This window comes from Acinetobacter seifertii (genome assembly GCF_016064815.1).
Classification (GTDB): domain Bacteria; phylum Pseudomonadota; class Gammaproteobacteria; order Pseudomonadales; family Moraxellaceae; genus Acinetobacter; species Acinetobacter seifertii.
Window position 1 is genome coordinate 2,581,182 of the sequence record NZ_CP065820.1, and the last position, 12,773, is coordinate 2,593,954.

The window sequence follows — 12,773 nt, forward strand, 5'->3', positions numbered from 1 at the left end:
TCATTAGAGCTTATGCTTCCCCTAATCGTGGGCTAAAGTTTCTAACAAAAGAATTTAAAAAATAATCCAACACTACATCTCTTTCCTCCAAACTTTGCGAGCCTAAAACCTGTAGCAGTAAACCGTCTATCAGGTTTACCACCATGTTGGCATCGAATTGTGGCTCACGGATTTCTCCGCTAAAAATCAGATCAAAAATTTCATGGCACAGCCACTTTCGATATTCAACCGTCATACGGTAAGCCTGCGGGTGAAGTAGTTTTATTTCAAAAATAGCTTTTAGTAAAAGGTTATAGAGGCTGTTTAAATTGGTATGTAAAACTATAATTTCTTTGAGTTTATCTTTTGACGCGTAATAACGGCTTGAGTAAATAATAGCGAGCACTTTCTCTCGGAGCAGGCTTTTTTGAAAGGCGATGCACATTTCAACTAAGCGTTCTTTTGAGCCAAAATATTTATAAAACGTAGATTTGGTGATTTGGGATTGTTTAGCAATCAGGTCTACACCTACAGTGTGAAAGCCACGAGTAGTAAAGAGTTGAATTGCGGTTTGAATAACCTGTAGTTTTTTGGAAGAGATTTCTAAATTTCGCATAATTTTTCCGTTATAAATTCTTGTTGTTTCTAAAAGAGAAAAAAGCCTGTGCCCCTTTTGGGAGAAAAAAGGCACAGCAAAGCCGTAAAGACTGTGCTTGGCACATCTCAAGTTTGTTGTTGCTAAGTTTTAAGTAAAAAAGACTTTAAGCCTGAAAACCTTAAGGCGTTCAAGCTGCTTTGATTTTTTAAGCTGTGTCGTTATAGCTTTTGGCACTCGGTGCCAAGAAATAATGGATGTGCAAAGCCAACTCCTTTTTATTGGGAGTTCTGCCGACATGAATAGAAATTATGGTGGCAGAACGGAAGAGGGTTCGCGGACTGGGTAAGACTCCAGCACACCCGAAGGTGTCCCACTCCCGTCCTACCGCAACGGGAGGAGACTAGGAGTAACACATATGACTATTCCTCAGAAAGGAATATATCTGATGTGTTCTTACTGCGGTCCGCGACGACCGACTGGCAATGTGGCCAGCAGGCAAAGAATAGTGCTCAACTCTTTTGCCGTCAAGCACACAAAATGCCATTTGTTTTAAATTAAATCATTAGAAAAGTAAGGCTAAATAATGAAGGGGTTATTGTTAAGTGGGTATAAAAAACAGCCTTGGGAGGCTGTTTTGGGTGGGTGATAAATATTTGTTATAAACTATACTAGGTTAATTTTAATGATCTTTTAAAATGGTACTAAATCATCAAATGGAAATGACATCGAAACAATTAGAATTAAAAAGAGAAAATCACTATGTGTGGGCCAATTACTTAAAAAATTGGTCCACTATAAATAGTTCACAGGTATGGTATACAACAAAGAAACTTAAAATAGCTCGTGACAGTGTTAAAGCAATTCTTAAGGAAAAAGACTTCTACAAATACCAGTTTATTACAAAACAACATTTGGAACTAATCAAATCTATATCGAGTAGCTCATCAGTAGAACTACAAAAGCTACATAAGTTTGGCCTAGACTCATTCTTACAATTTCAAGCAATAGAATCTCTGTACATAAAATCGGGAAAAAAAGATGAGAAAGTCCAAGCTTATATTGAAGCATTCAAAAGCAATACAATAGAAAATATTCATACAGATATTGAAGAAAGGGTTAGTGTTATCCTAAAAAGCTTACAAAATCACGATATATCCGTTTTGGATGACATTCAAAATATGATTAATTTTATGAGCTATTGGGGACACCAAATTGCTAGGACTAAACCATTCAGAGATAAAATCTTAGCTACTCAGACAAACCCAGAAGTACAGAAAGTTTATAAAGAATCTTGGTGGTTTATTAGTTATATGCTTGGTATGAATTTAGGAAAAAGTTTTTTCGAAACACGAAAAATTGATATACATTGCTTGTTAATCAATGAAACAAATGAAGATTTTATAACATCAGATCATCCAATTATTAATATACATGAAGCAATAAATGAAGATGATATGACTGTTCCATCTGAGAATGAGGCGGACTTTTTTTATGCAATTTCCCCTAAATTGGGCTATATGATTAATAAATCTAACCGCTTTAAAAAAGGTATAAATTACGTATCAATAGATTTCGTTAGGGAAGTTAATACAAAATTAGCTTTCTATGCCGATCAATACATTATTGGTACTACTGAAGATCAATTGAAAATTTATAAAAAATTGGTTGGAAAAAGATTAAAAAACATAAGAGAAATAAAAAAATAGCTAACTTAAACAGTACGCTTTTAATTTCAAATATATTAAAAGTTTCAGTTAATTAATCAGAATTATTTAAAGAAGCCAATACTATGCAAACAGAAATTAATAATGGGGTTTCCGCCGAGTTTGGCTACTATCCTAAAATATATAATTTAACTACTGAACGCTTCTCTATCCAAACACTAGCTAACTTCGAAGAAAATCTAGAACTAATTAAAAATGACCCTAATATACAAAAAGATTGGATATATCCTGGTCCAGCTTTACAACATGATTTTATAACTGGAAAAACACAAGATTTACCATACACAGCTCGTATCTTTAGTTTACCAAAAACTCATATTCTCACACTCTTTAAGAGTCAAAATATGGATGATCTCGATTTTGTAGTGTGGTGCTTATCATTTTTCACTGGAATGAGATTAACTATAGAAGAGGCTGGTTTCCTTGATGCAACCCCGATAAAACAAGGAAAACTCGTAGATTTTGTATTGACTGATTGTACATTAGAAGATGCTATTAATTTAGCCCTAGATTACATAGAAGCAGAGCGTGAAAACTTTCGTGCTACCAAACGAGTTATTGCAGCAATACATACATTTTTTTTATCACAGTTTCCGCAAAATCTTCCATTCGAGAGATTTCAATACCTTTACATGGCTATTGATACTTGTTTTAAAATTATAGCGACTAAATCAAAACCAAATAAAAAATTAAATCATGCTGAAAGAATACAATGGATGTGTGAAAAATTTGATATACCAACACCTAGTTGGTCAATGACTAATGATAATAAATCAGATATTTCAATTGTACGAAACGATACCATACATGAAGCCTTATTCTTCGATGAGCCTCTAGGTTTTTCAATTTATGGTGGAAATCAGCCCACTACAAACAGTGTAAACGTCCTACTTCAAATGCAGCATTTGGTTTGCCGCTTGTTAGTGGCAATTTTAGGGAAACCTGATACTGACTATGTTAAAACTAATGTTGAGAGTCGAATGCGTCAACCTCTTAGACTCAATGTTTCTTTAGAAGAATAATTATTAGTTATTTAAAGCGCAGTCTAACTTAAGTATACCCTTCTCAAAAAACCAAAGCTAAGTACAATAACCATGACTTAGCTTTGAATCAAAATCAGTAATATCTAAAACTATGGAAAAAAACGAATATCAAGAAGATCAATATAGAAAGTTCATTTATTTGAGTAAAAGACGCATTCAGCGAAGAGTTCTACAATTAGAGAAACTTACGGCCGAGGCTATTCATAACTACATTAATCTCAACTACAAAGATGAATGGTTTGAAAGTAACTTTTCAATTTTAAGTTGTTGGAAATTCTCTAAAAAAGACTTTAATAATATTGATAAATTTTGGTGTGATGCTATTTATTTTGAAAACTTCCATATAGAAAAGGAACGAGTATTTACTTTTAATGGACACGCATGGATTGGTTTGGTAAGCAATGTCGACTCTGAATGGAAAGTACCAGTCTCAGGAAAGTTTTGTATAAGTTCGAATGGGAAAACCTTAAAAAGCTATACCTTAACTTTTTACAATGAAAGTCAGGAATTAGTTTTATCAAAACGGAATTAATATGAGTATTTTTCTAATCCGACATGCTGAAAGTGAAGCTAATATTAATGGAAAAACCCTTTCACATGCTTCAATTGCTTTAAGTCAACATGGGCATAAACAAGCTCAAGCACTCTGTTCAAAACTGCCTAAAATTGATCATGTGATTGTGTCTCAATATTTGCGTACACATCAAACCGCCGCCCCACTATTAGAAGAATATAATCTCAATTTTGAAGTAGATGAGCATTTGCATGAGTTTAGCTATTTGTCAGAGCGTAAATGTGCCAATACCAATATGGATGATCGTAAAGCTTGGGTAAATGCATATTGGGAGAAAATGGATTATCAGCATAAAGATGCAGATGATGCCGAATCTTTTGAAGATCTATATATGCGGGTTCAAACTTTCCATGAGAAGTTAAAAGTATTAAATGAAAATTATGTCCAAAAGAATTTGGCTGTGTTTAGTCACGGACAGTTTTTACAGCTTTTGATGATGCAAATACAACAACCTCAACCAATTTCAAAAGATTTGATGCGGCAATTTAGATACAATCTGGTTTATCAGCCAATTAGAAACACTCAGGTTTTTACTTATTGAACTGATCAATTTCGTATAATCTCCATTTAGTATTTTAGGAAATTATTAAAGAACAAAATCTATGTGTGAATGTCAAAATGTCAGTGAATTTTTTGTATGCCCTGACAGCTTTTCAAATATTTTCAGCAATAACTATGGAATGAAAAATAGGTTTCCTCACTACATCATTGAAGAAGCTCCATGCGAAGAAACTCATCCAAAATTTGACTATGATACGTTTTATTATGCCTGCTCTGAGTGTGAGCAAGCATGGTATTTCGAGTGTTATCCAGATACACCAACAGCGCCTATTTTTGGAATTAAACTTTCAACTGTGAACCAAACATTAAGCCAAAATCGAATAAACAGTATTAAGCAATTCTTAGTTGTTTTAGCTCATGAAGGCTTTTCAGAAAACAAGTGCATTCATAAAGGTTGTACTGACTACTCACTTAATGGAATTAACGTATGCCTTAATCACTTTGGTTATAAGTTAAGTACCTGATAAGCTATGTCGATTTTAGAACTCTGATCGAAGTTTAATACCTTCTAATTTATTAATAATAGGCTTGCGCATATCACAACTTACAGTTGCAAGCTGTTCATCTTCTTGCATTACATTGATACCGGCTGAGTTTTTACGTGTACTTCTATCAAAGCTATGAAAAACATCATAGACGATCTTGCCATTTGGGATTTGAATTGAGTAATTTTCATCACGACCTATGCCAGCCCATTGATAGGTCGTTACTTTATTGCGAGGAATAGAGAGTGCTATTTCAGGCGTTTTCAGCGATTTGCCAAAAGAATATTGAATAGTCTTATCCGCATCAACGACCTTTATTACTTTATTATTTTTTGTAGTACATTGAAATATAGTTTCAGCATAAACGGGTGCTACAGCAAAGAAGCTATATGGGACTACAATTAAACGAAGTAATGTTTTTTTCATAAGAATCAACTACAAATATTCGTATCTTCACAGCGAATCCAACCAGTTATGGTTTTATGATTCTTACTAACATAAGAAATATTTAACCATCTAGAGTAAACACCTGAAATATTAAATTTATCACCAGAAATAAGATAACCAGCTTTTTCAGAATTTAGCCCAGCCTCTTTATAAATTTCAGTTTTATTTTTCACAACACCGGACTTTAACTGATTACTCCACCAGTTTTTAAAAAAATTGGAATTTAATTCTTTTTTTACATCATTAGCTACAGAATAAGGATATTTCCACATTGTTTTATAGCTTTTAACTTCGATTAAATTAGCACCATCACCAAAAAAATCAGTCATCTTTTTATTAGTTTTACAAGTAAAGTCATAACAATCAAATACTTTCATGAAATTATACTTACCATCTTCATATACATATTTGGGATTTTCTTCATACTGATCTGTTAAAACATAAGTAGAAATAAATAAACGATTAACACCGTCTATTTTTTGAAAAAAGTAATAATTTACTTTAGGGCTATCTCCAAAATATCCAAAAGTTTCTATTTTTTTAGATTTCTGATGACAATCAGTTAGTAAGCATCCAAATCATACATATTTTCATTATTATAATGACTATAATCCTTTTTAAAATTAATACACTTATTTGTATCGGCATATACATTAAAAGATAAAAATATAAATAGAATCCATATATATTTTTTCACTTGTACTCTCTATAATTTGCTATAAATTCTGTTGTGCCATGTTTTTCTCTATTATTTTAGCATTATTTAAAGTTATAGGGGACAAAAATGCCCCCAGCTTTAAAGGAACTAAAATCATATTTGAAAGTATCTAGCTATTTATAATTTTTTTCCAGCCATTTTTTAATTGATGCTATATCTTTAAATTTAAAGCTCAAATATTCATCAGAAACACCATCTAATCCAGAACTATTTTTACCTAAAATATTAGTTATTGGATCTATTTTTATATTATTATTTATCTTTTTTATTTTATATAAATCAACAGAATAAACAGTCCCTTGAGGTGAAGGATAACAACACCATTCTTGAGTATGTAAAGTAATTAAAATAGGTTCACTATTTTTCTTTGTATACACACTAACCGCAGCTAGTTTTTGAGGGTTATCACCACCATCCATACTGTATTTATTTAAAAAAATTTTTTGATTTTTAGAAACTAAAGTGTTTTCAATAAAAGGGTTACTTTCAGAATCACATGATTTACTAATAAGTTCAAAATCATTTTTTGTATATACTGTGAGTTTAGTAATTTGAGTTTTACAAAATTTTTCCGTATCAACTGAACTACCTGCATATCCAGTTGATACTATAAAAAAGCTACTAATAAACATCATTAATTTAATTATTCTCATTTTTTACCTTCTATACCTTTAAAGATTTTTTTTGCTTGATCAAATAACTCTCGTCTTTCTGCTAGCATTTTATCAGTTGCTCCAGCATTAACACCCTTTGTCACTAAATCAACAAAATCATGAATTGCACCTTTATCAGCAAGATCATACAGTTTATTTGCTAACCAATAGACAAGAGCAGTTCTTGCAGCATATTTAGGCTGCTCAATTAATTCTGGATTTTCCACAAAATTTAGTTTTTCATTAGGCCAAGCTTTCATATAAAATTTATTAAACTGAGTGTAATTATACCTTCCTGTCAATTGTTTCATTCCTCGACCAATAAACCTATAACCATCCCCCTGCTTCACATTTCCTAATGCCAATTTCTTTGCCCGATTTATATCCATATATGCTTTATTACAAATAGTTTTTTCTTTTAATGCCCTATCTTTTATTGCGGCATCAATTTTAGCTTCGGCAGGATGTTTTTTATAATATCCCATATTATCTAAAAGATTTTTCTCTGTATACGAAGCAATATTTTCTCTAAGCTTGAAATATCGCCCTGATTCAGCACGAGCTTGTGCCATAAAATGAGCCTGCCTCAATCGAGTATCAAGTTTATACTCTTTAAGACCAATATTTAATTCATCTATAACAGTTTGCATGCTTGATGTATTTTTAACATCAGGCCACATTTTTTGCATTTGTGCCATAGTAATCGTCATATCGCTTTCAGGCGGTTTAGGCGTAGTTGTATCGGGCTTATCAGGCTCTAAACTAGCATCAACTCTGATTGATGGTTGAACTACTATTACCTCGTTTTTCATTTTTTTAGCGATAGTCTCATCTATATGAGTACCTTTCATTGGCTTTTTAGAAAGTGGATCAACAAGTTGATATTGTAGTGGTTCACCAATCAATATTCTAAGTTTAAGAACACCCGAATCATCCGTATCTCGAATACTGGTTTTTCCCATATAACTAATTTGGATTTGTGCTTTAGGCACAATTTGTGGAGGAGTACTAATATCTTTTGCAGTCAAAATGATAGATGCTAAATATGAATTAATTGGGTCATCTAGAACAATTTTTTGAGTACTGTTGTTTAAACCTGCCATAGCGTTAATGACTAATTTTTCTTGGTAACTATCATCTGGCATTAAAACAGAAATTTGATAAGCCGTACCAACTTTTAGAGTTAATTTACAAATTCCGTTCTCATCACATATCTTCTGTTTTTGCACAGTTTCATTAGAAAATTTCCCTCTAAATGGAAAACCTTTAAATTTTTCATTATTAGAGTCAAGAATTAAAACATTTACATCTATAAAATCAGCCATTTAAATCTTCCTCCCTTGCTTCTTCATCACTTTCATGAATATTCATCACAGGCAAGTCTACAAATAAATGAACGATAGCTTTAGTTGATTTGTCCGTATAAAAGCGATTTGTTTTAACGATTTCATCTGAATTATTTGGTTTTATATTTTCTGAAAAAATAGGTTTATGATCATCGGTTCTAAGTCCCAAAATATGAGTAGGTTGGCCAACTTTAATATTACTTTCTGTTGATTCAGTATTTGGAGGAATAAAAAATTTACGACTATAATCATTAGGTGCAGAAGGCAATATATTCACAGGCGAAACAATTTTCTCACCACTTTCAAACTTATGTTGCCCTGCTCTAACTACAAATTTTCCGCCCATTTTAAATTCTCTATTTATCAAGTGCTTAATTTTTTGCTAAATTATATTATATATTAAAAAAATATTTGTAATTATTATGTCTTTAGTTATAGCTTTTAACCTAAATGATTTTGTCATTCTAGCAACGGACAGAAGAGGTGTATTACATTATGGCAATGAAAAAGAAAATATTATTTTAAAAATAGATGACAACTATCAAAAACTGAGAAAAATTCCTTTTGGCTTCTTTGCCTCAGCAGGCGACTACTTAATAGCTGAATGTTTTTATATTGAATGTATGACAGAGACATCACATAAAAGAAATTTAGATCAGATATTAGAAAATACCTACTATAGATATTGTAATTTAAAAGACGTTTGCCATTTTTCAGAAATGACAACCATCTTATTAATTGCAAAAGAGTTTAATCAGAATGGCAAAACTACCAAAGATGCGATTTTAGAAATCAATATCGAGTTTCAACATATAAAGATCCAAGAAGTTGATTCAATGAACCTTGTCGCATTGATGGCAAACATGAACCCTGATCAAAATTTTTGGAATAAAATTGGAGGCTATTTACGTTCTTCAAATGATTTTAGTAAATTTGAAGATTTTTTTAGCTATCATGTCTGCCTCATAAAGTACATTTGGCAAAAACAACTTAAATTTGATGACCTTATTTCTCATCATACCGACTTTTATTTTCATGATAGAAGAACAAGTAAAGGCATATTACTTCCAGCAGAAAGATTTGAAAAACTTCCCTTGGAAGGATCATGGATTCAATAACACACCATAGTTCATCAGAGATTTGGCAAGTTCCAAAATCTGGGACAAGCTATCCTACATCAGGAGAAATAGATTTGATGAAATATGCCAAAGGTAATTTAACAACAATTCCAAATTGGGATAAAAATATGGTTGCAAATAAAAAAGATGTAACTGGGCTTTTATTTATTTCAGGAATCTCAAAACAATGAAAAAAATAATAACACTGCTACTCTTTTTTTGTATGACAGTAACTCTTACAGCTTGCTCACAGAAAGAAATTTATCTTACTCCGGAAGTGACAGGCTATATTTATAATAACGCTACGAAAGAACCTCTAAGACAACAAAAGGGCTTTATTGGATTTAATGGTTTAACTCCAAATGACGCTCCCGAGCTTGTTTCAAATAAAGATGGTAGCTTTACATTAAAGCCTATTGCAAAAAAATATTACTTTTTTAAACCAGACATGCAGGAATACTCTAATATGGCTGCTTTAATTTATATTAGTTTTGAGGGGTTTAAGGTAAAAGATATAGACTATTCTGAGGAGAAATATAAAAGAATAAAAGCTGATGAAGGTGAATTCAGACCTTATAAAAAAGTTAATTTAGGTGTTGTTTATCTAGACCCTGAAAAATAAAACCCCTTCACAACTCATTATTTATAAAAGTTGATTAGATTTTAAATGAAGTCTAACTCAAGTATACCCTTCCCAATAAGTCAAAGCTAAGTACAATAACCATGACTTAGCTTTGGAATATAATCAACTCGTGACAAACTGTTCAATTTGGTTCTTCTAATTTCAGAAATATTTAAAAATCATCTTCTTTCAATAATGCTATAAAAGAATTAAAGCTATCTGCTATTTTTATAGTTCTCAACTTATCTTGAGTAGGTGATATTGCAATAAGATCATCATGATAAATTAGAGTAATAGCAGGCTCATCCGTATTCAGATTATCTCTATAATCAAAAGCTATAAGGTCACCACCAGCACAATCACCTATAATTACCATATTTTTATACATATATTCATCATACATATATTCTTCAGGCTGATTTAACTCAATTGCTTCATACTCTTTGATAGATTCATTATATTTTTTACGGTCATCTTCATCCCAAATCTCTATCTTTTCATAACCATAGCTATAAAAACTAATAACTCTATCTGTGATTTCATCATTGTGATCTAAAAATTGAAAATAGTTCTTTTCAGGTGTTAAGCCATTGTGTTTACTTAATAATTGAACGTAAGATTTTGGAAATTTAAAGGCTAATGTTTCAGCATAATTTTCAATAATTTTTGCATCTATTTCGCCATAATCACTAAAAGCAGCAATATCCATGTTAGTTATCCAATTTAATTTATATCTCTATAAATTACAGATTAATACATTTTGATTTTTATATAAAATATATAAAAGCCTCTTAATTTTTTAGAGACTTTTAATTTGGCAAATGTGTCAAAATTAAACTAGCCTGAGCACTCTGCTCAAAACTAACCCCATATCACGGCGCAAGCCTATAACACGTAGACGTAAATAAAGCGACTCTATTATTCAAACCGTCTGTTATCACAACTTCATAATGCGCGAATTTTTTACTACTTCCGACCTTTGTTGCCGTTGCAAGTAACACCCTATCTTTCGCACCGCTCATATAGCGAATGTCAGCCTGTAGGCCAGTATATGGCGTATCCCCTGCATTACAAGCCATTGCAAAAGCAATATCAGCTAAAGAAAATATGACACCGCCATGTACACCGCCCAAGGCATTCATGTGTTCGTCTTTCACATTAAGCTTGCAACGCGCTTCATCAAAACTGCGATGCAGCACTTGAACACCCAATAACTCTGCGAATTGATCAACCGCAGTGGTTTCCATTTTTTGCACAAACGTCTCCCTACTCGTGCGAGTATTCCTTAAATGTTAAATCTATGTGTATTGAAATCGACTGATTAAAAGCCATTAAACGCTATCTTGTTTAATCTGATAGTTTGAAGAACTAAAGTCCTTATAGGTCAGGCGGCCATCCAACTCTGAAGTTAAAGGCTGAACCTCTTGCATTGAGTTTAAGCAGCGCTGTGCAAGCTCCATGTATTCTTGCGTGCCTCTGGTTTTCCACTTTTTTTCTTGTTCTGATAAATCACGTGCAACCTTGGCTGGACTACCCATTGCCAATACATTTGCCGGAATAATGTCTTTGGTTTTGACCAGACTATTTGCACCAATAATGGTATTTTCACCAATTTCGGCATAGTCCAAAATTACGCTGTTCATGCCGACCAAAACATTTTTTCCAATGCGGCAGCCATGTAAAGTTGTGCCATGCCCTATGTGCCCCATTTCCTCAACTAAAGTCACGCTTTGCGGAAAGCCATGTATGGTGCAGCTATCTTGTATATTGGCATTTTGCTTAATATGGATACGGCCAAAATCGGCACGCAATGAAGCAAATGGCCCTACATATACGCCCGCTTCAATAATCACATCACCAATTAAAACAGCAGTTGGGTGTACAAAAGCGTCTGGGCTGACGACTGGAATAACACCGTCAATACTATAACAAGGCATGATTTAACCTCTCATTTGTCGCCACCAAACCTCCGAAACGGCGCCAATAATGTGCTGTGGCATTTGGCATTGGTCCTTCTGCTGTTGCGGCAACAGACAAGAAGTATTCATCCGCAGGTTCAAATACTTTTTTATAAATGTTCATTGATAACGTTCGTGCACTAATCGCGGGCCAGTCAGTTGGCAACAACTCAAGCGGTAATGCAGGGTCTTTCAATAAAATACGTCGATAATAATGAATCAGCAAAGTTCGAATTTGAAAGGCCTGAACAGGTTCAAGTTGTTCGTTTTCCTGCATCAGCAACACACCAATTTCTCTAAAAATATCGAGAAACTGTAAATATCTTTGACGTAATTCATCGATTGGCCAGTTGGTTCTGAGCATACGGCCAATGGTATCGACCGAATTATTAAAGAGCTGCAAGGTTTCGGCTTTAAACACCACCACTTGCTCACTCATATTTAAGTCAACCAACAAGCGTTGCAGTTCAATACGGTTACAGCCCGGATAAGCCATTAAGTTTGTCGAAATATTGGCAAATCCTAACCATTCGAGTTCTTTCTTTAACAACGCTTTATTTTCAGTGTCGAGGCTAGACATCAGAATAAGATCCCAATAATGGTCCCACTCTTTCATCTGGTCGTTATAAATACGTTGCTCGGCCTGCAAATAGGTCGAGCGGCTTGAATCGGTAATGCGATAAAAACTGGTTCTGCCGATTTTGTCCGAACATAACCAATCATTTTTAACTAAACGAAAAACAGAGGTTCTTACAGCACGGTCATTAAAACCAAATAGCTCTAATAACTGAATCAGGCTTGCAAGACTAATGTTTCCACCCCGATGAAGTACTGAATCTCCAAAAATTGTCGAAATAAGCGAAGTTCCACTTAAGGTTTCATTCTTTACAACAGAATCAATTATTTGCTGTATTTTTGCACTCATACTCATGTCTTGGCGTTTAGTT

18 protein-coding genes are annotated in these 12,773 nt (G+C 33.1%); 8 read left to right on the top strand and 10 right to left on the bottom strand.

The genetic code is table 11. The annotated features are described in order from the left end of the window. Nucleotides 1-10 precede the first annotated feature (10 nt). On the bottom strand, nt 11-595 hold the full coding sequence (locus I8T81_RS11940; RefSeq protein WP_198072776.1) for a TetR/AcrR family transcriptional regulator: 585 nt from the start codon (nt 593-595) through the stop codon (nt 11-13). Nucleotides 596-1,290: 695 nt separating this feature from the next. On the opposite strand from I8T81_RS11940, the gene I8T81_RS11945 reads away from it, so the two are divergent. From I8T81_RS11945 to I8T81_RS11965, 5 genes are all read left to right on the top strand, one after another. Next, nucleotides 1,291-2,283: a DUF4238 domain-containing protein gene (locus tag I8T81_RS11945; RefSeq protein WP_227602134.1), complete on the top strand. Its 993-nt coding sequence runs from the start codon at nt 1,291-1,293 to the stop codon at nt 2,281-2,283. Nucleotides 2,284-2,366: 83 nt separating this feature from the next. Continuing rightward, nucleotides 2,367-3,323: a hypothetical protein gene (locus I8T81_RS11950; protein WP_198071278.1), complete on the top strand. Its 957-nt coding sequence runs from the start codon at nt 2,367-2,369 to the stop codon at nt 3,321-3,323. A gap of 112 nt (nt 3,324-3,435) precedes the next feature. After that, complete coding sequence (locus I8T81_RS11955; protein WP_198071279.1) at nt 3,436-3,876, top strand: hypothetical protein; 441 nt, start codon at nt 3,436-3,438, stop codon at nt 3,874-3,876. Between the two features lies 1 nt (nt 3,877). Continuing rightward, the gene (locus tag I8T81_RS11960; protein ID WP_198071280.1) at nt 3,878-4,459 is read left to right on the top strand and encodes a histidine phosphatase family protein; all 582 of its coding nucleotides are present in this window, start codon (nt 3,878-3,880) and stop codon (nt 4,457-4,459) included. A 61-nt stretch (nt 4,460-4,520) separates the two neighbouring features. Next, entirely contained in the window at nt 4,521-4,943 is a 423-nt protein-coding gene (locus I8T81_RS11965) for a hypothetical protein (protein ID WP_198071281.1), read from the top strand. 15 nt (nt 4,944-4,958) lie between these two features. On the opposite strand, the gene I8T81_RS11970 is transcribed toward I8T81_RS11965, so the two are convergent. From I8T81_RS11970 to I8T81_RS11990, 5 genes are all read right to left on the bottom strand, one after another. Then, nucleotides 4,959-5,390, bottom strand: coding sequence for a hypothetical protein (locus I8T81_RS11970; protein ID WP_198071282.1), 432 nt, complete (start codon nt 5,388-5,390; stop codon nt 4,959-4,961). A 5-nt stretch (nt 5,391-5,395) separates the two neighbouring features. Beyond that, entirely contained in the window at nt 5,396-5,788 is a 393-nt protein-coding gene (locus tag I8T81_RS11975; protein WP_198071283.1) for a hypothetical protein, read from the bottom strand. A gap of 454 nt (nt 5,789-6,242) precedes the next feature. Further along, entirely contained in the window at nt 6,243-6,782 is a 540-nt protein-coding gene (locus I8T81_RS11980) for a hypothetical protein (RefSeq protein WP_227602136.1), read from the bottom strand. Next, nucleotides 6,779-8,107 (bottom strand): glycoside hydrolase family 19 protein, encoded by a 1,329-nt coding sequence (locus I8T81_RS11985; protein WP_198071284.1) that lies wholly within the window; start codon nt 8,105-8,107, stop codon nt 6,779-6,781. The genes I8T81_RS11980 and I8T81_RS11985 overlap by 4 nt, the downstream gene beginning before the upstream one ends. After that, a complete protein-coding gene (locus tag I8T81_RS11990) occupies nt 8,100-8,474 on the bottom strand; it encodes a hypothetical protein (protein WP_198071285.1) in 375 nt (124 codons plus the stop codon). Before I8T81_RS11990 ends, I8T81_RS11985 begins: the two co-directional genes overlap by 8 nt. A gap of 76 nt (nt 8,475-8,550) precedes the next feature. On the opposite strand from I8T81_RS11990, the gene I8T81_RS11995 reads away from it, so the two are divergent. The 3 genes from I8T81_RS11995 to I8T81_RS12005 are packed head-to-tail and all read left to right on the top strand — an operon-like array spanning nt 8,551 to nt 9,868. Continuing rightward, entirely contained in the window at nt 8,551-9,246 is a 696-nt protein-coding gene (locus tag I8T81_RS11995; RefSeq protein ID WP_198071286.1) for an Ntn hydrolase family protein, read from the top strand. Further along, complete coding sequence (locus I8T81_RS12000) at nt 9,234-9,437, top strand: hypothetical protein (RefSeq protein ID WP_198071287.1); 204 nt, start codon at nt 9,234-9,236, stop codon at nt 9,435-9,437. Before I8T81_RS11995 ends, I8T81_RS12000 begins: the two co-directional genes overlap by 13 nt. Continuing rightward, nucleotides 9,434-9,868, top strand: a complete 435-nt coding sequence (locus I8T81_RS12005; RefSeq protein WP_191102749.1) for a hypothetical protein — start codon at nt 9,434-9,436, stop codon at nt 9,866-9,868. Before I8T81_RS12000 ends, I8T81_RS12005 begins: the two co-directional genes overlap by 4 nt. A 172-nt stretch (nt 9,869-10,040) precedes the next feature. Here I8T81_RS12005 and I8T81_RS12010 read toward each other — a convergent pair whose 3' ends face one another. The 4 genes from I8T81_RS12010 to paaX form a co-directional block, all read right to left on the bottom strand. After that, nucleotides 10,041-10,577 (bottom strand): SMI1/KNR4 family protein, encoded by a 537-nt coding sequence (locus I8T81_RS12010; protein ID WP_198071288.1) that lies wholly within the window; start codon nt 10,575-10,577, stop codon nt 10,041-10,043. Nucleotides 10,578-10,740: 163 nt separating this feature from the next. Next, complete coding sequence (locus I8T81_RS12015; RefSeq protein WP_198071289.1) at nt 10,741-11,124, bottom strand: PaaI family thioesterase; 384 nt, start codon at nt 11,122-11,124, stop codon at nt 10,741-10,743. A gap of 75 nt (nt 11,125-11,199) precedes the next feature. Continuing rightward, complete coding sequence (locus I8T81_RS12020; RefSeq protein WP_198071290.1) at nt 11,200-11,805, bottom strand: DapH/DapD/GlmU-related protein; 606 nt, start codon at nt 11,803-11,805, stop codon at nt 11,200-11,202. Then, nucleotides 11,792-12,757, bottom strand: a complete 966-nt coding sequence (gene paaX, locus I8T81_RS12025) for a phenylacetic acid degradation operon negative regulatory protein PaaX (protein ID WP_000062822.1) — start codon at nt 12,755-12,757, stop codon at nt 11,792-11,794. Before paaX ends, I8T81_RS12020 begins: the two co-directional genes overlap by 14 nt. Between the last annotated feature and the right edge of the window lie 16 nt (nt 12,758-12,773).

What these genes read in the sequence shown, in the direction of transcription:
- I8T81_RS11980 (WP_227602136.1), bottom strand. Translation starts at nt 6,782, where the DNA reads ATGAGAATAATTAAATTAATGATGTTTATTAGTAGCTTTTTTATAGTA.
- I8T81_RS11975 (WP_198071283.1), bottom strand. Translation starts at nt 5,788, where the DNA reads ATGAAAGTATTTGATTGTTATGACTTTACTTGTAAAACTAATAAAAAG.
- paaX (WP_000062822.1), bottom strand. Translation starts at nt 12,757, where the DNA reads ATGAGTATGAGTGCAAAAATACAGCAAATAATTGATTCTGTTGTAAAG.
- I8T81_RS11955 (WP_198071279.1), top strand. Translation starts at nt 3,436, where the DNA reads ATGGAAAAAAACGAATATCAAGAAGATCAATATAGAAAGTTCATTTAT.
- I8T81_RS11960 (WP_198071280.1), top strand. Translation starts at nt 3,878, where the DNA reads ATGAGTATTTTTCTAATCCGACATGCTGAAAGTGAAGCTAATATTAAT.
- I8T81_RS11985 (WP_198071284.1), bottom strand. Translation starts at nt 8,107, where the DNA reads ATGGCTGATTTTATAGATGTAAATGTTTTAATTCTTGACTCTAATAAT.
- I8T81_RS11970 (WP_198071282.1), bottom strand. Translation starts at nt 5,390, where the DNA reads ATGAAAAAAACATTACTTCGTTTAATTGTAGTCCCATATAGCTTCTTT.
- I8T81_RS12020 (WP_198071290.1), bottom strand. Translation starts at nt 11,805, where the DNA reads ATGCCTTGTTATAGTATTGACGGTGTTATTCCAGTCGTCAGCCCAGAC.
- I8T81_RS12005 (WP_191102749.1), top strand. Translation starts at nt 9,434, where the DNA reads ATGAAAAAAATAATAACACTGCTACTCTTTTTTTGTATGACAGTAACT.
- I8T81_RS11940 (WP_198072776.1), bottom strand. Translation starts at nt 595, where the DNA reads ATGCGAAATTTAGAAATCTCTTCCAAAAAACTACAGGTTATTCAAACC.
- I8T81_RS12010 (WP_198071288.1), bottom strand. Translation starts at nt 10,577, where the DNA reads ATGGATATTGCTGCTTTTAGTGATTATGGCGAAATAGATGCAAAAATT.
- I8T81_RS11995 (WP_198071286.1), top strand. Translation starts at nt 8,551, where the DNA reads ATGTCTTTAGTTATAGCTTTTAACCTAAATGATTTTGTCATTCTAGCA.
- I8T81_RS12000 (WP_198071287.1), top strand. Translation starts at nt 9,234, where the DNA reads ATGGATTCAATAACACACCATAGTTCATCAGAGATTTGGCAAGTTCCA.
- I8T81_RS11965 (WP_198071281.1), top strand. Translation starts at nt 4,521, where the DNA reads ATGTGTGAATGTCAAAATGTCAGTGAATTTTTTGTATGCCCTGACAGC.
- I8T81_RS11950 (WP_198071278.1), top strand. Translation starts at nt 2,367, where the DNA reads ATGCAAACAGAAATTAATAATGGGGTTTCCGCCGAGTTTGGCTACTAT.
- I8T81_RS11990 (WP_198071285.1), bottom strand. Translation starts at nt 8,474, where the DNA reads ATGGGCGGAAAATTTGTAGTTAGAGCAGGGCAACATAAGTTTGAAAGT.
- I8T81_RS11945 (WP_227602134.1), top strand. Translation starts at nt 1,291, where the DNA reads ATGGAAATGACATCGAAACAATTAGAATTAAAAAGAGAAAATCACTAT.